Genomic DNA, 18,287 nt, shown 5'->3' on the forward strand with positions numbered 1-18,287 from the left:
GCCGATACGTAGGGGGAGTCGCCCTCTCAGTCGAGATGATGCTTCTTGGCATTGACGTGGATACGAACGGGTAAAATGCCGCCAAACAACGGCTTCGTTTCCTACGGGGCCGTTTCTACCCCACATTCGGATGTTTCAGTGAAAAATCCTTCAGAATCAAAAGCTAAGGCGAGCCAAGGTCCGCGAATCGGTATGGTCTCCCTCGGCTGCCCGAAAGCCCTCGTCGATTCCGAGCAGATCATCACGCAACTGCGTGCCGAAGGCTACGAAATCTCGGGCACCTATGACGGCGCCGATCTCGTCGTCGTCAACACCTGCGGCTTCATCGACGAAGCGGTCCAGGAAAGTCTCGATGCGATCGGCGAGGCGCTGACCGAGAACGGTAAGGTGATCGTCACCGGCTGCCTCGGCGCGAAAAAGAGCGCGAGCGGCTCGGGGCTGATCGAAGAAGTGCATCCGAAGGTGCTCGCCGTGACCGGGCCGCACGCAGTCGGCGAGGTGATGCAGGCCGTGCACAGCCATCTGCCCAAGCCCCACGATCCGTTCGTCGATCTCGTGCCGCCGGCCGGCATCAAGCTCACGCCGCGCCACTACGCGTATCTCAAGATCTCCGAAGGCTGCAACCATCGCTGCACGTTCTGCATCATCCCGTCGATGCGCGGCGATCTCGTTTCGCGTCCGGTCGCGGAAGTCATGCTCGAGGCGGAAAACCTGTTCAAGTCCGGCGTCAAGGAACTGCTCGTGATCTCGCAGGATACGAGCGCCTATGGCGTCGACGTCAAATTCCGCACCGGCTTCTGGAACGGCCGCCCGCTCAAGACGCGGATGACCGAGCTCGTGGGCGCGCTCGGCGAGCTGGCGGCGCAATACGGCGCGTGGGTGCGGCTCCACTATGTGTATCCGTATCCGCACGTCGACGAAATCATTCCGATGATGGCCGAGGGTCCGTTCAAGGGCCATGTGCTGCCGTACCTCGACGTGCCGTTCCAGCACGCGCACCCCGACGTGCTCAAGCGCATGAAGCGCCCGGCCAACGCCGAGAAGACGCTCGAGCGCGTCCAGGCGTGGCGCGAGATTTGTCCGGATCTGACGATCCGCAGCACCTTCATCGCGGGCTTCCCGGGTGAGACGGAGGCGCAGTTCGAGACGCTCCTCGACTTCATCCGCGAGGCCGAACTGGATCGCGTCGGTTGCTTTGCGTATTCGCCGGTCGAAGGCGCGAGCGCGAACGAGCTCGACGGCGCGCTGCCCGACGAAGTCCGCGAGGAGCGCCGTGCGCGCTTCATGGAAGTCGCCGAGGAGGTGTCGGCCAAGCGCATGATGCGCAAGGTCGGCAAGACGCTCAAGGTGCTCGTCGACGAAGTGAATGCCGACGGCGGCATCGGCCGTACCGCGGCCGATGCGCCGGAGATCGACGGTGTCGTCTATGTGGCGCCGGCGGCGAAGGCGTCGAAGCGCTACAAGGTCGGCGACTTCGTTTCGGTGAAGATCACCGGCGCCGACGGCCACGATCTCTGGGGCGAGGTCTGACAGTGAGCCCCGTGCAGCCGTCGGCGGCGCCGCTGGCGTCGACCACGCCGCCCGAGATCCTCGCGCTGGGCGAGGCGATGGTGGAGTTCAATCAGTCGTCGCCGGGGCGGCCCGATTATCTGCAAGGCTTTGGCGGCGACACGTCGAATTTCTGCATCGCCGCCGCGCGCCAAGGGGCGCGCACAGGCTTTGTGTCCGCCGTCGGCGACGATCATTTCGGGCAATTGCTGGTCGAGCTGTGGCAGCGCGAGGGCGTCGATACGTCGACGGTGCGCGTCGATGCGCATGCGCCGACCGGTGTCTATTTCGTCTCGCACGGGGCCGACGGGCACCGGTTCGACTATCTGCGTGCCGGCTCGGCCGCCAGCCGCTACGCGCCGCACGATCTGCCTCTCGATGCGATCGCCGCCGCGAAAGTCATTCACTTGTCCGGCATCAGCCTCGCGATCGGCGTCAACGCTTGCGATGCCGCGCTCGCGGCCATGGAGCATGCCCGCGCCAACGACGTGCGGGTGAGCTTCGATACCAATCTGCGCTTGAAGCTCTGGCCGCTCGCCCGGGCGCGCGCGGTGATGCTCGAAGCGATCCGGCAAACCGATATCTGTCTGCCGAGCTGGGACGACGTCACGGCGCTCACCGGACTCGCCGGGCGCGACGATATCGTCGATTTCCTGCTCGCGCGGGGGCCGCGAGTCGTCGCGCTCAAGCTCGGCAAGGACGGTGCCTATATCGCGACGCCCGACGAGCGGCGCGTCGTGCCCGGGCTCGTCGTCAATGCCGTCGACGCGACGGGCGCGGGCGATTGCTTCGGCGGCGCGTTCATCGCGCGGATCGTCGCGGGCGATGATCCATTTGCGGCCGCGCGTTACGCGAACGTGGCCGCGGCCTTGTCGACGCAAGGCTTCGGCGCGGTTGCGCCGGTTCCCGATCGCGCAGCGGTCGAGCGAATGCTGGCCGAGTGAACGTGACTCGACGCGCCGCCGCCGCGTGGCACGCGACGGACGCGAATTGCCCCGAAGGGCGGTGAGGCTGGCCACGACCGGCAGCCCGAAGGTTCATCCGATTCATAACCGAGAGACCAGGAGACACAGCGATGCAACGTGAAGTGGTGGTGGCAAGCGGCGTGCGGACCGCGATCGGCGATTTCGGCGGCAGCCTCAAGGATTTTTCACCGACGGATCTCGGCGCACGCGTCGTGCGCGAGGCACTGGCGCGCGCGCACGTGAACGGGGACGACGTGGGCCACGTGGTGTTCGGCAACGTGATCCAGACCGAACCGAAGGACATGTACCTCGCGCGCGTCGCGGCACTCAACGGCGGCGTCACGCAGCACGCGCCGGCGCTGACCGTGAACCGGCTGTGCGGCTCCGGGCTGCAGGCGATCGTGTCGGCGGCGCAGAGCGTGCTGCTCGGCGACGCGGATATCGCAATCGGCGGCGGTGCGGAGAGCATGAGCCGCGCGCCGTATATCGCGCCTGCGGCACGTTTCGGTCAGCGCATGGGCGACGCACGCATCATCGACATGATGCTCGGCGCGCTGCACGACCCGTTCCAGTCGATTCATATGGGCGTGACCGCTGAAAATGTCGCGCAGAAGTACGGCATCACGCGCGACGCGCAAGACGCGCTCGCGCTCGAATCCCACCACCGCGCGGCGCGCGCGATCGAAGCGGGCCGGTTCAAGGAGCAGATCCTGCCGGTCGCGATCGCGTCGAAGAAGGGCGAGGTGAGTTTCGATACCGATGAGCACGTGCGTTTGAACGCAACCGCCGACGACTTCTCGAAGCTCAAGCCGGTGTTCGCCAAGGAAAACGGCACGGTGACGGCCGGCAATGCGTCCGGCATCAACGATGCCGCCGCGGCCGTCGTGCTGATGGAGCGGCGCGTCGCCGAAACCCGCGGCGTGAAGCCGCTGGCACGGCTCGTCGCCTATGCGCACGCGGGCGTGGACCCGGCCTACATGGGCATCGGCCCTGTGCCGGCCACGCGCAAGGCGCTGGAGCGCGCGGGCATCACCGCCGCCGACCTCGACGTGATCGAAGCGAACGAGGCGTTCGCCGCGCAGGCGTGCGCCGTGACCCATGAGCTGGGGCTCGATCCGGCGAAGGTCAACCCGAACGGCTCGGGCATCTCGCTCGGCCACCCGATCGGCGCCACCGGCGCGCTCATCACCGTCAAGGCGCTGTACGAGTTGCAGCGCGTCGGCGGACGCTATGCGCTCGTGACGATGTGCATCGGCGGCGGGCAGGGCATCGCCGCGATTTTCGAGCGGATTTGAATCAGGCTCGCCTTGCTTGGGCGGGGCGGTACAGGTGGCGTCATTGCTAGCGCCGCGATGAGCCGCCTCCGCCCGAGGGTTGGATGAATTGGCAGGAAAAGGATGGAACGGATGCAAGGATCGAAGATGTCTGCAACACAGTGCGCCACGGGGACCGTGAATCGTTCGCTCGCGCTGCAGCGGCTCGCCTCGTGCGGCGCCATGGCCTTGTTGCTCGCGTGCAGCGCGTGCGCGCAGATCCCGGCGCAAGACGCGGCTCAAAACGCGGCGGTGAGCGACCCGGTGAAGGCGCTCGCCGCTCCGCCCGCGACGCCCTTGCCGCTCAAGCCGAGCCCCGAGTTCGCGAAATTCCCGAGCTATGCGGGCACGCTCGGCTCGCGCCGGATCGTGCTGCGGCTCGGGCCGAAGACCGATGACCCGTCGGGTGTGCACGGTGAATATCAGTTCGCGGATACGGGCGAAGTCATCCTGATCGCGGGCGATCGCGATGGCGACACGCTCGAAGTCGAAGAGTCGAACGACGGCACGCACATCACGGGCAATTGGGTCGGCAAGTTCGGGCCGGACGGCTCGGTGCAGGGCGATCGGATGAACGTCGACGATTCCGATCCGCAGCCGTTCGATTTGCATCCGGCCGGTGCGGCGCAGACGCCTGCGGCTGTCGTCAAGCCGTCGGTTGGCGCGGCTGCCGTGCCTGCGCCGTCGACCACCCAGCCGCCCGTCAATGCAACGCCTGGGTCGGCCAATCCGCGCGCAGTCGGCGGCGTGAACAATTTATCCATCGGCGATTGACGCAGCAGCCGTCAACTACCGACATCCTCTTCCGACACATCATGACCGAGCCCACTTCCAAACGCGGACTGCAAACCCGCATCGTTCATCCCGAAGTCTCGCTGACCCCCGGTTTTGCGTCGTTTTCGACGCCGGTGGAGCGTGCGTCGACGGTCGTCTTCCCCGATCTCGCGACGATGCGCGAACTCGACTGGCGCAACGACGCGCAGTGGCGCTACGGCTTGCACGCGACGCCGACTTCGCTCGCGCTCGCGCAACGGCTCGCGGCGCTGGAGGGCGGCAAGCATGCGCTGTTGCAGCCGTCGGGTTTGGGGGCGATTTCGAATGTCTATTTCGGCATCGTGAAAGCGGGCGACGACGTTCTGATTCCCGATAACGTCTACTCGCCGAATCGCGAGCACGGCGATTGGCTCGCGCGCGACTTCGGCATCACCGCGCGCTATTACGATCCGCTGATCGGCGCGGGGATCGCCGATCTGATTCGTCCGAACACGCGTCTGATCTGGATCGAGGCGCCGGGCTCGGTGACGATGGAAGTGCCCGACGTGCCCGCGATCGTCGCGGCGGCGCGCGCGCGCAACGTCGTGACCGCGATCGACAACACCTACTCGGCGGGCCTCGCGTTCCGTCCGTTCGAGCACGGCGTCGACATCTCGGTGCAAGCGCTGACGAAATACCAGTCGGGCGGCAGCGACGTGTTGATGGGCGCGACGATCACCGTCGACGATGAACTGCACCTGAAGCTCAAGCGCGCGCGCATGCGCATGGGGACCGGCGTGTCGGTCGACGATTGCTCGCTCGTGCTGCGCAGCCTGCCGAGCATGAAGGCGCGTTTCGAAGCGCACGACCGCAGCGCGCTCGCGCTCGCGCAGTGGCTGAAGACGCGGCCCGAGATCGCGGCGGTGCTGCATCCTGCTTTTCAGGATTGCCCGGGGCACGAATCGTTCAAGCGCGATTTCAGCGGCGCGGGCGGATTGTTCTCGGTCGTGTTCGACGCGCGCTACAGCGCAACGCAAGTCGACGCGTTCGTCGAGGCACTGGAGTTGTTCGCCATCGGCTGGAGCTGGGGGGGCGCGCACAGCCTCGCGATGCCTTACGACATCGCGTCGATGCGCACGGCGTCGGCGTGGCCGCACCGCGGCACGCTGGTGCGGTTCTATGTCGGGCTGGAAGAGGAGGCGGATTTGCGCGCGGATATCGAGCGGGCGATGGCTACTGCGCTGGTCTGACGACAGCAGGCCGCTGCTGCGCAGCGGCTTCGAATCGGGGTGACGAGACGGGGCGTGTCCTGGCCAGGCACGCCCCGCTTGACGTTCAAAAGAGCCGCAACAACCCGTCGAGCCCGACGTAATTGAACGCGACGCTCGCCGCTGCCCGCACGACGGGCTTCGCGCGGAACGCGACCGACAAGCCGCCTTCGTCCATCATCTTCAAGTCGTTCGAGCCGTCGCCCATCACGATCGCTTGCGTCGGCGCGATGCCGAGCTTCGCGCAGGTCTCGCGCAGCGTGCGCGCCTTGACGTCGGCATTGACGATCTCGCCGAGCACGTTCCCGGTCAGCTTGCCGTCGACGATCTCGAGCGTGTTTGCGTTCGTGAAGTCGAGGTTGAGGCGCGCTTTGAGCTTCTCGGTGAAGAACGTGAAGCCGCCCGACACCAGCAGCGTGCGCAAGCCCGCGGCCTTCGCGCCGGCCAGCATCGCCTCGGCGCCCGGCGACAGCTGCAGCCGCTCGTCATAAACGCGTTCCAGCGCGCTCGCGTCGAGCCCCTTCAAGAGCGCCACGCGCCGCGTCAGGCTCTCGTTGAAATCCTTGATCTCGCCGCGCATCGAGGCTTCCGTGATCGCGGCGACTTCGGCTTTCAATCCGCAAAAATCGGCGATCTCGTCGATGCACTCGATCGTGATGAGCGTCGAATCCATGTCCATCGCGACGAGCCCGAAATCGCTCAGCGTCTTGCCCGGCTCGACGAACGCGTAATCGAGCGCGTGCGTGCCGCAATAGACTTCGAGGTCTCCGCGCTGGGCCGGGTCGGCGCCTTCGATGCGAATGGCGAAGTCGTCGATGGACGTGGATCCGGCGCCTCGCGCGAGCGCGACGAGCGGTTTGACGTGGGCGGCGGCTAAGGGCGCGGGGCTTTGGATGACGAGATTCATGGGAGGCGCGTGGGAGCGGAGGGCGCGAGCGGCGCGTGGAAAATCCGGCTATTGTAGCGGGTCGGTGTACTGCGGAGACCGCCGATGTGTCCCGAACCCCAAGTGCCGGCGTCCGGCCATGCCAGCGAACTGGCGCGCGATTTCGATTTGCGTCGTCTGAACGCGGCGTTCTACGCCGATCCGTATCCCGTCTACGACGCGTTGCGCACCTTCGAGCCCATCAAGCGCATGCCCGACGGCTCGCTATTTCTCACGCGTTACCGCGATGTGCAGGCGGTCTACCGCGACCCGAAGACGTTCAGCTCCGACAAAACCGTCGAGTTCAAGCCGAAGTACGGCGACTCGCCGCTCTACGAACATCACACGACCAGCCTCGTTTTCAACGATCCGCCGCTGCATACGCGCGTGCGCAAGCTGATCGCCGGCGCGCTGACGGCGCGCGCGATCGCGGCTATGGAGCCCGATCTCGAGCGGCTCGTTGACGGTTTGCTCGACCGGGCGGCCGAGCGCGGCGCCTTGGATCTGATCTCGGACTTCGCTGCCGCGATTCCCGTGGAGATCATCGGCAATCTGCTCGCGGTGCCGCACGACGAACGCGCGCCGCTTCGCGACTGGTCGCTCGCCATCCTCGGCGCGCTCGAACCGGCGCCGAGCGCCGCGCAGCTCGAACGCGGCAACCGCGCGGTGACCGAGTTCGTCGACTATCTGAAGGACCTGGTGGCGCGCCGCCGCCGCGCGCCCGGCGACCCGCAGCACGATGTGCTGACGCGTCTCATCGTCGGCGAGGTGGACGGGGAACGATTGTCGGAGACAGAGCTGTTGCAGAACTGCGTCTTCATCCTCAACGCGGGGCATGAGACGACGACCAATCTGATCGGCAACGGGCTCGTGACACTCGCGCAATGGCCTGACGAGCGAGCGTTGCTGGTGCGCGAGCCTGGGCTGATCGAATCCGCGGTCGAAGAGTGCTTGCGCTTCGAAAGTTCCAACCAGCTCGGCAACCGGATCGCGACTGCCGATACGGCACTCGGTGACGTGACGGTCGCGCGCGGCACGCTGATCACGCTCTGCATCGGCGCGGCGAATCGCGATCCCGAGCAGTTCGATGCGCCCGAGCGTTTCTCGCTTCGCCGCGCGCCGAATCGCCATCTCGCGTTCGGGTTCGGCATTCATCAATGCGCGGGGCTGTCGCTCGCGAGGCTCGAGGCGCGTATCGCGATCGGGCGCTTCGTCGAGCGCTTTCCTGAGTATCGGATCGAAGGCGAGCCGGTGCGAGGCGGACGCGCGCGCTTTCGCGGGTACACGGCGGTGCAGTGCGAGGTGCGTTGACGCTGTCGTCGCTGACTGTCGTGGCGTTTCGCGGATTTTCGCCGTAAGCCGCTATGCGGTTGGGTGCGCGCTCGGCAAATCCCAATACGGCGGATCGCCGAAATGCGCGGCCAGAAAATCGATAAACGCCGTCGTCTTGGTCGGCACGAACGCGCGCGTCGGGTAGACCGCCCAGATCGCCACCGTTTCCGCCAGCGGGTAGCCGTCGAGCACCGTTACGAGCTTGCCGCTAGCCAGATGGCCGGCCACGTCCCACGTCGATTTGATGGCAATGCCGAAACCGGCGAGCAGGGCGTCGCGGATCACCTCGCCGTTGTCAGTGGCGAGCCGCCCGCCGACGCGCACGCTGACCGGTCCCGCCGGCGTCACGAACGACCAATCGCGCTGGCCCGACAGCACCATGCATTCGTGCCGCGCGAGTTCCTCCGGATGATGCGGGACGCCATGCGCTTCCAAATACGCGGGCGCGCAGCAGATCACGCGCCGGTTCACCGCGAGCTTGCGCGCGACGAGCGACGAATCCTTGAGCGCGCCGATGCGGATCGCCACGTCGACGCCTTCGTCGACGAGATCGACGATCCGGTCCGACATCCGTAAATCGACCGAGACGCCCGGATAGCGCCGCAGGAATTCGGGGATGACGGGCGAGACGTGCTGGCGCCCGAACGACGACGTCATCGAGACGCGAAGCCGTCCCTGGGGCTCGTCGCGCGCGTGGCCGACCGACGCGCGCGCGGCATCGGCCGCGTCGAGCAGCGCTTGCGCGTGCTTGATGAATGCCTCGCCTTCCTGCGTGAGGCTCACGCGGCGCGTGGTCCGGTGCAGCAGGCGCGCGCCGAGCAGCCGCTCGAGATTGGCGAGCCGGGCGCTCGCGACCGCCGCGGACAAGCCGAATTCCCGCCCCGCCGCGGACACGTTGGCGAGTAAAGCCGCGCGCAGGAACAGCGCGACGTCGAGCAAATCGAGGCGGCTGCCGGCCCCTGCCGAGCCGGGGGGAAGCGAGGGCGTTTCCATTCTTCGGAAATTCAAGAAAATGTTTCAGTGATTATGACGGTTTTCTCAGATGGCGGGTCGCCCTACGATGCAGTCAATGCAGCTCGCCGCGCCCTGCAACGAAGCAAGCGCGGGGACGAGTTGCCGAGATCATCACTTCCATCGATAGCAAACCGAAAACCCATTAGGAGCCGCCATGAAAGCCGTTGGCCTTTACCGTTATCTGCCGATCGACCATCCGGAAGCCCTCATCGACGTCGAGATCGACAAGCCGCAGCCGACCGGCCGCGATCTGCTCGTCAAAATCGAAGCGATCTCGGTCAATCCGGTCGATTACAAAGTGCGCTCGCCGAAGGACACCGTCGAGCCCGCGCCGCGCGTGCTCGGCTGGGACGCCGCCGGTATCGTCGAGGCGGTCGGCCCCGACGTCACGCTGTTTAAGGCGGGCGATCCGGTGTTCTACGCGGGCAGCATCACGCGGCCCGGCGCGAACAGCGAATACCACCTCGTCGACGAGCGCATCGTCGGCCGCAAGCCGGCGTCGCTCGATTTCGCACAGGCCGCCGCGCTGCCGCTGACCGCGATTACCGCGTGGGAAGCGCTGTTCGACCGGCTGCGCGTGTCGCCGCAGGGCGCGGATGCGGGCAAGTCGGTGTTGATCGTTGGCGGCGCGGGCGGCGTCGGCTCGATCGGCATTCAGCTCGCCAAGCAGCTGGCGAAGCTCACTGTGATCGCGACGGCCTCGCGCCCCGAATCGGCGAAATGGGCGCGTGAACTCGGCGCCGATCACATCGTCGACCACTTCGGCGATATCCCCGCGCAATTGAAGGAAGCGGGCTTCGCCGAGGTCGACTACGTGCTGATCTTCAACGACACCGACAGGCATTTTCCCGCCGCGGCGCAGGCGATCCGCGCGCAGGGCGGCATTTGCACGATCGTCGAGAACGACAAGCCGATCGCGGTGGATCTGCTGAAAACGAAGAGCGCGGCGTTTCACTGGGAATTCATGTTTACGCGCTCGATGTTCGGCACGCCCGACATGATCGAGCAGCACAAGCTCCTGACCGAAGTCGCGCGGCTCGTCGATGCGGGCGCGCTGCGCACGACGGTCGGCAAGAATCTCGGCGCGATCAACGCAGAAAATGTCCGGCGCGCGCATCAAATGCTCGAAGAAGGGCGCGCGATCGGCAAGCTGGTGCTGAGCGGGTTTTGACACCGGGTTTTGACATAACCGCAAGCGGGGTAATACCCGATCGCCAACCGGCGCGGCAAGGCCCGGTTGGCGTTAGACTTTAAGGGCATCATGCATCCGGCTCGCGCGGCCCGCGTCGCGTGTCGCGGGGCCGCACAACGAGGAGGTCACAGCATGAGCCGTCGCCGCAAACCTTTCGCCGTCTCCGCTTCCCGTTCCACTGCTGTCGTCGTTGCCGCCCTGGCCGCGGGAATGTTCGCCGCAGCCGCCTACGCGGCGCCCCCGATCACCGTCACGTCGCAAGTGCCGTTCGACGGGCCGATCCAGTACACCGTCAAGGTCACGTCCAAGCAATTCGGCAACTCGCAGGAGACGCGCACGATCAGCTCCGGCCAGACCGACGACTTCAACTGGAAGACCGTGCCGCCTGGCGGTCCCGTCGCGGCGCTCCAGGATTGCCCGGACTACGCGTCGCTGCCGCTCGATGCGAACGGCGCGATGATCCGGCAAACGCAGATTCGCTTCGCGCCCGTCGTCGCGCCAGACGGCACGGCGACGGTGCAGTTGAGCTTCCAGGCGCAGACGCCGCACGGCACGACCACCGTCAAGGCAAGCGGCAAACAGATTCAATGCCCAAAGAGCGTGTCCCTCGCGCAGATTGTGCGCTTCACGATGCCGACCAACGGCAGCGTGAAGACGCTGACTTTGAGCGACGGCTCGCAGGTGGCGGTGTCCGCCAAGCGCTGAGCGTGAAGGAGCGCGCAGCGCGCTAGCGCCGCGCGCTGCGCTCGACGAGCCGCGACGCCAGAAACCGGTGCTCCGGCGAAAAGAGCCGCCGGTAGGTGAGCAGCACGGCGCCCACCGTGCCGAGCGCCGATGACGCCGCGATCAGGAACATGATCACGATCTGGTATCTCACTGCCTGCAGCGGCGACTGCCCGGCGAGCACTTGGCCGGTCATCATCCCCGGCAGGCTCACGACGCCGACCACGGCCATCTGATTCAACGTCGGAATCATGCCCGCGCGCACGGCCTGCTTCGCGGGCCCCTGCGCGGCTTCCCAGCGCGTCGCGCCTAGTGCGAGCGCCATGTCGACGCGGTCGCGCCGCGCCGTCAATTCCTCCGTCATCCGCTCGATGCCGAGCGACACCCCCGTGAGCGTGTTGCCGAGCACCATGCCGAGAATCGGAATCGCGTACTGCGGCTCGTACCACGGATGGATGCGGATCACGACGAAAAGCCCGACCGCGGCAACGAGCCAGGAGCTGATCCAGATCGACGTGATGCTGTCCGCGAGCTGGCCGCGGTAGGTGCGCGCGCCGCGCTGCGAGCCTGCGAAGCCGGCGATGATCGTCATCAGCGCCATCAGCGGCAGCACGACATACCAGCGCGCATTCGCGAACACCCAGCTGAGCACATAGCCGATCGCGAGGAGCTGCACGACGGTGCGCACGGCGGCCCACGCGAGCTTGCGCCCGAGGTCCAGCGACAGCGCGACCGACACCGCGCCGTTCACGACAATCAACAGCGCCGCGATCGCGACATTCCAAAGACTCAGGTCCTGCAGCACGTTGTTCATCGCACGGCCTCCGGCAGCGCGCCAAGCTGGCCCGCGCGCATCGACAGCGCGCGCTCGCACATGCGCTCGGCCTGCGCCGGATCGTGCGAGACCCAGAGGTAGGCGCGCGCGTCGCGAGCGGCATCGAACCAACGGGTGACGAGCCGTTCGATCTCGAGCGACGCTTGCGGGTCGAGCGACGCGGTCGGCTCGTCGAGCAGCAGCACCTCGGGCTCCAGCTGCAGCACGCGGATCAGCGCCGCGATCTGCGCTTCGCCGCCCGACAGCTCGCTGGCCCGCTTGTCGAGGAAGTCGGCGGCGCGGCCGGCCTTCGTGGCGAGCGTCGCGGCACGCGCGCGATCGAAGCGCGCGTCGCGATAGGCGGCGAGCGTGTACGGATAGCGCAAGTTGTCTTCGACCGTGCCGTCGAGCATCGCCGGCCGCTGACGGATATAGGCGACGCTGCGCCGGTAGCGTGGAATCGCTGCGCGCTCGATACGCTTGCCATGCCACGCGATATAGCCTGCCGCGAGCGGATCGAGGAGCGCGAGCGCGCGCAGGAACACGCTTTTGCCCGAGCCGGACGGCCCGTTGATCGCGACGCGCTCGCCGGCGTAAAGCGCGAAGTCGGTTGGCGCGAGCAGGGTTTGTCCGCGCTGCGGATCGCGCCGGACGATGCCGTGTGCTTCGACGAGAGCAGGAGGCGTCATGGATGGGGTGGGGAGTCTTGATGAATGGCAGCCGGAGTGGAGGCCGTAACGGCCGTTTTCGTTGCGGCAGTGCGTCATAATAAGCGCCCTTGGCCGGGCACGCTTGCTGCGGCTCTGCATGTGAACCCAAATTGAGATGGGCGTCAATCGAGCCCCAATCCGCTCATGTCCTCAGAAAACAAAGAAGACGGCACAAGCGCCGCAATTGTCCCGCGCAGCGTTGCGCGAATCCTTGGCAAGATCGTCGCATGGCTGCTCGCGATCGCTGCCGTTCTCGTTGCTGCGACGGTGGTTTTCGCGTTGACGTTCGACTGGAATCGCGCGCGTCCATGGATCGACGACAAGGTCACGCAGGCCATCGGTCGGCCGTTCGCGATCAACGGCGACTTGCGCATCGGCTGGCAGCGTCCGGCGAGCGAGACGGGCTGGCGCGGCTGGGTGCCGTGGCCACGCTTCACCGCGCAGAACATCACGGTCGGCAACCCGGACTGGGCCAAGTCGCCGCACTTCGCGACCCTCGATCAGATCGGCTTCGAAGTCGAAGTGCTGCCGCTCCTCGCGCATGCGATCGTGATTCCGTCGATCGATCTCGTGAATCCGTCGATTGACGTCGAACGGCTCGCGGACGGGCGCAACAACTGGACCTTCAAGCTCGCGTCATCCGGCGGGCCGAGCACGTGGACCTTGCAGTTGCGCAACCTCGCGTTCGCCAAGGGCAGCGTTGCCGTGTCGGACGCGCAGAGCCAGGTCGACATGCAGATCGGCATCGATACGCTCGGGCAGGCCGTGCCGCTCGGGGACGTGTTGAAGGAACAGGAAGCGTCGTCGCGGACGGCGTCGGCGCAGGCGGTCGGTCAGCGCGGCGCGCAGCAGTTGGCGGCGCAGGCGAGCGCTGTGGCGGCCGCGCAGGCGGCGTCAAGTGCATCCGAGGCGACTGCGGGTTCCGGCGCAATCGCCCCTGTGGCATCCGGCGCTGCCGCCAACGCAAAGCCCGCGCTCACGTACGCGCTCGGCTGGACCGCGAAGGGCGCCTACGAGGGCACGGCGATCTCGGGCTCCGGCAAGCTCGGCAGCGTGCTCGCGCTGCAGGGCGGCGACCGGCCGTTCCCGCTGCAAGCGGAGGTGCGCATCGGCGACACGCATCTCGCGCTCGTCGGCACGCTGACCGACCCGTCGCACCTCGCCGCGCTCGACCTGCGGCTCTGGCTGGCGGGCGTGAGCCTCTCGCATCTGTATGCGATCACCGGCATCACGCTGCCGCAGACGCCGCCCTATGCGACCGACGGACGCCTCATCGGCGGCTTCAAGGCGGGCGGCAACGAATTCACGTACGAGAACTTCACGGGGCGCGTGGGCGGCAGCGACATCAACGGCACGATCACGTACACGGGCCGCGAGCCCCGGCCGATGCTGTCGGGCGAGCTGGTCTCGAACGTGCTGCAATTCTCGGATCTCGCGCCGATCATCGGCGCCGACACCCGCTCGAGCAAGGCCGAGCGCGGCGACACCGCGAAGCAGCCGGCCGGCCGCGTGCTGCCCGCGGAGCCGTTCCAGACCGACCGCTGGAAGGCGATCGACGCCGACGTGAAGTTCACCGGCAAGCGCATCGTCAAGAACGCGGATCTGCCGATCACCGACCTGTATACGCACGTCGTGATGCAAGACGGCGTGCTGTCGCTCGAGCCGCTCGATTTCGGCGTGGCGGGCGGCACGTTGTCCTCGACCATCCATCTCGACGGCAGCGCGGCGCCCCTCAAAGGACGCTTTACGACTTCCGCGCGACACCTGAAGCTCAAGCAGCTGTTCCCAAGCGTGAAGACGATGCAATCGGCGCTCGGCGAGATCAACGGCGACGCGGCCCTGTCGGCCACCGGCAACTCGCCGGCGGCGCTGGCCGCGACGTCCAACGGCGAAGTGAAGGCGGTGGTGACTCAGGGCACGATCAGCCGGTTTCTCATGGAGGCGGCGGGGCTCAACGTCGCCAATGTCGTCTACGAGAAGATGTTCGGCACCCAGGACGTGAAGATCAACTGCGCGGCGGCCGATTTCGTCGCGACCGACGGCGTGCTCGATTCGCGTGTGTTCGCGCTCGATACCGAAGACGCCGTCATCAATATCGATGGCCATGTCGACCTGCGCGACGAGTCAATGGATCTGGGCATCCATCCGCACACGAAGGGCTTTCGCGTCTTCACGCTGCGCTCGCCGCTCTACGTGAAGGGGACCTTCAACGATCCGCACGTGGGCGTGGACGCGGGCGCGCTCGCGCTGCGCGCGGGGGCGATGGTCGGGCTCGGTCTCATCAACCCGTTCGCGGCGCTGATCCCGCTGATCGCGCCGAGCAACAACCAGCCGCTGCCTTGCAGCGACTTGCTCTCGCAGATGAAGCAAGCGCCGAGCGCGCCGCCGCCCGGCAAAAAAGAGGCGAGCAAGCCGCCGCTCGCGGGTTCCGGCGCGCATGCGGGCGCAGCTGCGGCGCAGGGCGCGCCGGGCGTCGCGCGCAAGGCTCCCCCTGCAGCGGGTGCGGAACCGCTGAGCCCGGCCGAAGCCGCCCAGTACAAGGGAAGCTGACGCGCGCGCCGCTTCACGTAGCGGGTAATTGGCGGGCGAAAGGTGCCGAAGCCGAAGCTGACGCCCTTGCCGCCGCCGTCACGCGCTTGCCTCATCGGGTCGCCAAATTGACAGACGCGTGGCCGGCCCGGCAGCGGCCGTGGCGCCCGTTCGCGCCAAAAGCTTGCTAAAATACCCGGTTTTTCGCCGATCTATCATTCAAAGGGACGCGCCGTGCTGTCTACTGCCAATATCACCATGCAATTCGGGCCTAAGCCCCTCTTCGAGAATATCTCGGTCAAATTCGGGGGAGGGAACCGCTACGGCCTGATCGGTGCGAACGGCTGCGGCAAGTCGACCTTCATGAAGATCCTGGGCAGCGACCTCGAGCCGAGCTCGGGCAACGTGATGCTCGAGCCGAATGTCCGCTTGGGTAAATTGCGCCAGGACCAGTTCGCCTACGAAGACGTGCGCGTGCTCGACGTCGTGATGATGGGCCACGCCGAGATGTGGGCCGCGATGGCCGAGCGTGACGCGATCTACGCGAACCCCGAGGCCACCGACGACGACTACATGCACGCCGCCGAGCTCGAAGCGAAGTTCGCCGAATACGGCGGCTACACGGCCGAAGCGCGCGCGGGCGAACTGCTGCTCGGCATCGGCATCCGCATCGAAGATCACAACGGCCCGATGAGCAACGTCGCGCCTGGCTGGAAGCTGCGCGTGCTGCTCGCCCAGGCGCTGTTCTCGAACCCCGACGTGCTGCTGCTCGACGAGCCGACCAACAACCTCGACATCAACTCGATCCGTTGGCTGGAAGACGTGCTCAACCAGTACAACTCGACGATGATCATCATCTCGCACGATCGTCACTTCCTGAACCAGGTCTGCACGCACATGGCGGACATGGATTACGGCACGCTGAAGGTCTACCCGGGCAACTACGACGACTACATGCTCGCGTCGACCCAGGCCCGCGAGCGCCAAGCCGCCGCGAACGCGAAGGCGAAGGAACGTGTCGCCGACCTGCAGGACTTCGTGCGCCGCTTCTCGGCGAACAAGTCGAAGGCCCGCCAGGCCACGAGCCGACTCAAGATGATCGACAAGATCAAGATCGAGGAATTCAAGCCGTCGTCGCGGCAGAACCCGTTCATCCGCTTCGAGTACGAGAAGAAGCTGCACAACATCGCGGTGGTCGCCGAAGACATCACGAAGCAGTACGACCGCACGATCTTCAAGAACTTCAGCATCAGCGTGCAGCCGGGCGAGCGCATCGCGATCATCGGCGAGAACGGCGCGGGCAAGACCACGTTGCTGCGTTCGCTGCAGGGCGGCGTGGCGGTGGACGGCGGCACGGTCAAGTGGGCGGAAAACGCGAACGTCGGCTACATGCCGCAAGACACCTACGAAGAATTTCCGAAGGACGTCACGCTCACCGACTGGATCGACGATTACCGCAAGGACGGCGACGACGAGCAGATGGTGCGCGGCACGCTGGGCCGCTTGCTGTTCAACGCCGACGACATCAAGAAATCGGTCAAGGTGCTCTCGGGCGGAGAGAAGGGCCGCATGATCTGGGGCAAGCTGATGCTCGGCCGCCACAACGTGCTGTTGATGGACGAGCCGACCAACCACATGGACATGGAATCGATCGAGTCGCTGCAGATCGCGCTCGATAAGTACGACGGCACGCTGATCTTCGTGTCGCACGACCGCGAGTTCGTGAGCGGGTTGGCGAACCGGATCATTGAAGTGCGGACGGACGGGACGTTGTATGACTTCGGTGGGAACTACGAGGATTTCCTGGCGAGCCAGGGGGTGCAGTAATTTTGGTTCTCGCCTGAATTCGACGTCCCTGACGCAAATCAAAACGGCGCTTGCGAAAGTTCGCAAGCGCCGTTTTTCTTGATCTCGCGCAAAATGTGCCCCGCATGAACCCCGATCATCTGGCCTTTACATCGCTATATGAATATGAGGCCATCGATGATCTCCAATTCTTCGTTTCCCCCGCTCAAGATTCGTGGCCGTACGCTGCTGCCCATCGTGCAGGGGGGCATGGGCGTCGGCGTGTCCGCGCATCGTCTGGCGGGCAGCGTCGCGCGTGAAGGCGCGCTCGGTACGATTGCCAGCATCGACTTGCGCCATCATCACTCGGACCTCATCGAGATGTGCAAGGCCAAGCCCGATCGCGAGACGCTCGAGCAAGCGAACCTGATTGCGCTCGAGCGCGAGATTCGCGCGGCGAAGGCACTGGCCGAAGAGCGCGGCATGATTGCCGTCAACGTGATGAAGGCCGTGCGCGCTCACGCGGATTACGTCCGCACCGCCTGCGAGCATGGCGCCGACGCGATCGTGATGGGCGCGGGCCTGCCGCTCGATCTGCCCGATCTGACGCAGGGACACGAGATTGCGCTGATCCCGATCCTGTCGGACAGCCGAGGCATCGCGCTCGTGCTCAAGAAGTGGATGAAGAAGAACCGCTTGCCCGACGCCATCGTGATCGAGCATCCGGCATTGGCGGGCGGCCACCTTGGGGTGACCGATCTCGCCGACATGAACGACGCGCGCTTCGGTTTCGCGCGCGTGATCGAAGAGACGACGCAGACGATCGAATCGCTCGGTCTTTCGCGCGCGGACATTCCGCTCATCGTCGCCGGCGGCATCAACAGCCATGAAGCGGTGCGCGCGTGCCTCGCGGCAGGCGCGAACGGCGTGCAGCTCGGCACGCCGTTCGCCGTGACGCAGGAGGGCGACGCACACCCGAACTTCAAGCGCGTGCTCGCCGACGCGACCCCCGAGGACATCGTCGAATTCGTGAGCGTGACCGGCCTGCCGGCGCGCGCGGTGAGGACGCCGTGGCTCGATCGCTATCTGCGCAACGAGGCGCGCATCCGCAACAAGATCGGCTTGGTCAAGAACGCGTGTCCGACCGCGCTCGAATGTCTGTCGGTGTGCGGCTTGCGCGACGGGATCGAGAAGTTCGGCCACTTCTGCATCGATACGCGCCTCGCGGCGGCGCTGCGCGGCGACGTCAACAACGGTCTGTTCTTCCGCGGACGCGAGGCGTTGCCGTTCGGCCGCGCGATTCGCAGCGTGCACGATCTATTGGAACTGCTAATGACTGGTGTTGCGCGGCCGGCCGTCGAAAACCGTTGCGCATACGCACTGAGCTAAGTCGAGCTCGTCAGGTCGGATTGATCG

The 18,287-nt window shown here is 66.2% G+C and carries 15 protein-coding genes; 11 read left to right on the forward strand and 4 right to left on the reverse strand.

Annotation, left to right across the window (positions count from 1 at the left end):
* Positions 1 to 192 precede the first annotated feature (192 nt).
* The 5 genes from rimO to FAZ95_RS10180 all read left to right on the forward strand — a co-directional run bounded on the left by rimO (position 193) and on the right by FAZ95_RS10180 (position 5,829).
* The gene (rimO, locus tag FAZ95_RS10160) at positions 193 to 1,530 is read left to right on the forward strand and encodes a 30S ribosomal protein S12 methylthiotransferase RimO (protein WP_217497436.1); all 1,338 of its coding nucleotides are present in this window, start codon (positions 193 to 195) and stop codon (positions 1,528 to 1,530) included.
* Between the two features lie 77 nt (positions 1,531 to 1,607).
* On the forward strand, positions 1,608 to 2,492 hold the full coding sequence (locus tag FAZ95_RS10165) for a sugar kinase (protein ID WP_437437737.1): 885 nt from the start codon (positions 1,608 to 1,610) through the stop codon (positions 2,490 to 2,492).
* Between the two features lie 131 nt (positions 2,493 to 2,623).
* The gene (gene bktB, locus FAZ95_RS10170) at positions 2,624 to 3,808 is read left to right on the forward strand and encodes a beta-ketothiolase BktB (protein WP_137332332.1); all 1,185 of its coding nucleotides are present in this window, start codon (positions 2,624 to 2,626) and stop codon (positions 3,806 to 3,808) included.
* A gap of 126 nt (positions 3,809 to 3,934) precedes the next feature.
* Positions 3,935 to 4,600: a hypothetical protein gene (locus tag FAZ95_RS40025; protein WP_437437724.1), complete on the forward strand. Its 666-nt coding sequence runs from the start codon at positions 3,935 to 3,937 to the stop codon at positions 4,598 to 4,600.
* Positions 4,601 to 4,641: 41 nt separating this feature from the next.
* On the forward strand, positions 4,642 to 5,829 hold the full coding sequence (locus tag FAZ95_RS10180) for a cystathionine beta-lyase (RefSeq protein WP_137332333.1): 1,188 nt from the start codon (positions 4,642 to 4,644) through the stop codon (positions 5,827 to 5,829).
* Positions 5,830 to 5,914: 85 nt separating this feature from the next.
* On the opposite strand, the gene serB is transcribed toward FAZ95_RS10180, so the two are convergent.
* Positions 5,915 to 6,754, reverse strand: coding sequence for a phosphoserine phosphatase SerB (gene serB, locus FAZ95_RS10185; protein WP_137332334.1), 840 nt, complete (start codon positions 6,752 to 6,754; stop codon positions 5,915 to 5,917).
* A gap of 84 nt (positions 6,755 to 6,838) precedes the next feature.
* On the opposite strand from serB, the gene FAZ95_RS10190 reads away from it, so the two are divergent.
* Positions 6,839 to 8,083, forward strand: coding sequence for a cytochrome P450 (locus tag FAZ95_RS10190; protein WP_137332335.1), 1,245 nt, complete (start codon positions 6,839 to 6,841; stop codon positions 8,081 to 8,083).
* Positions 8,084 to 8,134: 51 nt separating this feature from the next.
* On the opposite strand, the gene FAZ95_RS10195 is transcribed toward FAZ95_RS10190, so the two are convergent.
* A complete protein-coding gene (locus FAZ95_RS10195) occupies positions 8,135 to 9,097 on the reverse strand; it encodes a LysR family transcriptional regulator (protein WP_137332336.1) in 963 nt (320 codons plus the stop codon).
* Positions 9,098 to 9,272: 175 nt separating this feature from the next.
* Between FAZ95_RS10195 and FAZ95_RS10200 the strand changes: the two genes are divergently transcribed.
* Both FAZ95_RS10200 and FAZ95_RS10205 read left to right on the forward strand, forming a co-directional pair.
* Positions 9,273 to 10,289 carry a zinc-binding alcohol dehydrogenase family protein gene (locus tag FAZ95_RS10200; RefSeq protein ID WP_137332337.1) on the forward strand — a complete coding sequence of 339 codons (1,017 nt, stop codon included), beginning with the start codon at positions 9,273 to 9,275 and terminating at the stop codon, positions 10,287 to 10,289.
* 153 nt (positions 10,290 to 10,442) lie between these two features.
* Positions 10,443 to 11,015, forward strand: coding sequence for a DUF6013 family protein (locus FAZ95_RS10205; RefSeq protein ID WP_137332338.1), 573 nt, complete (start codon positions 10,443 to 10,445; stop codon positions 11,013 to 11,015).
* A 22-nt stretch (positions 11,016 to 11,037) separates the two neighbouring features.
* On the opposite strand, the gene FAZ95_RS10210 is transcribed toward FAZ95_RS10205, so the two are convergent.
* Both FAZ95_RS10210 and FAZ95_RS10215 read right to left on the reverse strand, forming a co-directional pair.
* Positions 11,038 to 11,847: an ABC transporter permease gene (locus tag FAZ95_RS10210; protein ID WP_137332339.1), complete on the reverse strand. Its 810-nt coding sequence runs from the start codon at positions 11,845 to 11,847 to the stop codon at positions 11,038 to 11,040.
* Complete coding sequence (locus FAZ95_RS10215) at positions 11,844 to 12,536, reverse strand: ABC transporter ATP-binding protein (protein ID WP_137332340.1); 693 nt, start codon at positions 12,534 to 12,536, stop codon at positions 11,844 to 11,846. The genes FAZ95_RS10210 and FAZ95_RS10215 overlap by 4 nt, the downstream gene beginning before the upstream one ends.
* A 165-nt stretch (positions 12,537 to 12,701) precedes the next feature.
* Here FAZ95_RS10215 and FAZ95_RS10220 point away from each other — a divergent pair, with 165 nt between their 5' ends.
* The 3 genes from FAZ95_RS10220 to FAZ95_RS10230 all read left to right on the forward strand — a co-directional run bounded on the left by FAZ95_RS10220 (position 12,702) and on the right by FAZ95_RS10230 (position 18,260).
* Positions 12,702 to 15,107, forward strand: coding sequence for an AsmA family protein (locus FAZ95_RS10220; protein ID WP_137332341.1), 2,406 nt, complete (start codon positions 12,702 to 12,704; stop codon positions 15,105 to 15,107).
* A 213-nt stretch (positions 15,108 to 15,320) separates the two neighbouring features.
* A complete protein-coding gene (locus FAZ95_RS10225; RefSeq protein WP_137332342.1) occupies positions 15,321 to 16,913 on the forward strand; it encodes an ABC-F family ATPase in 1,593 nt (530 codons plus the stop codon).
* A 156-nt stretch (positions 16,914 to 17,069) separates the two neighbouring features.
* Entirely contained in the window at positions 17,070 to 18,260 is a 1,191-nt protein-coding gene (locus FAZ95_RS10230) for an NAD(P)H-dependent flavin oxidoreductase (RefSeq protein WP_137332343.1), read from the forward strand.
* The last annotated feature ends 27 nt before the right edge of the window (positions 18,261 to 18,287 follow it).

Source organism: Trinickia violacea (assembly GCF_005280735.1).
In the GTDB taxonomy this organism is placed as follows: Bacteria; Pseudomonadota; Gammaproteobacteria; order Burkholderiales; family Burkholderiaceae; genus Trinickia_A; species Trinickia_A violacea.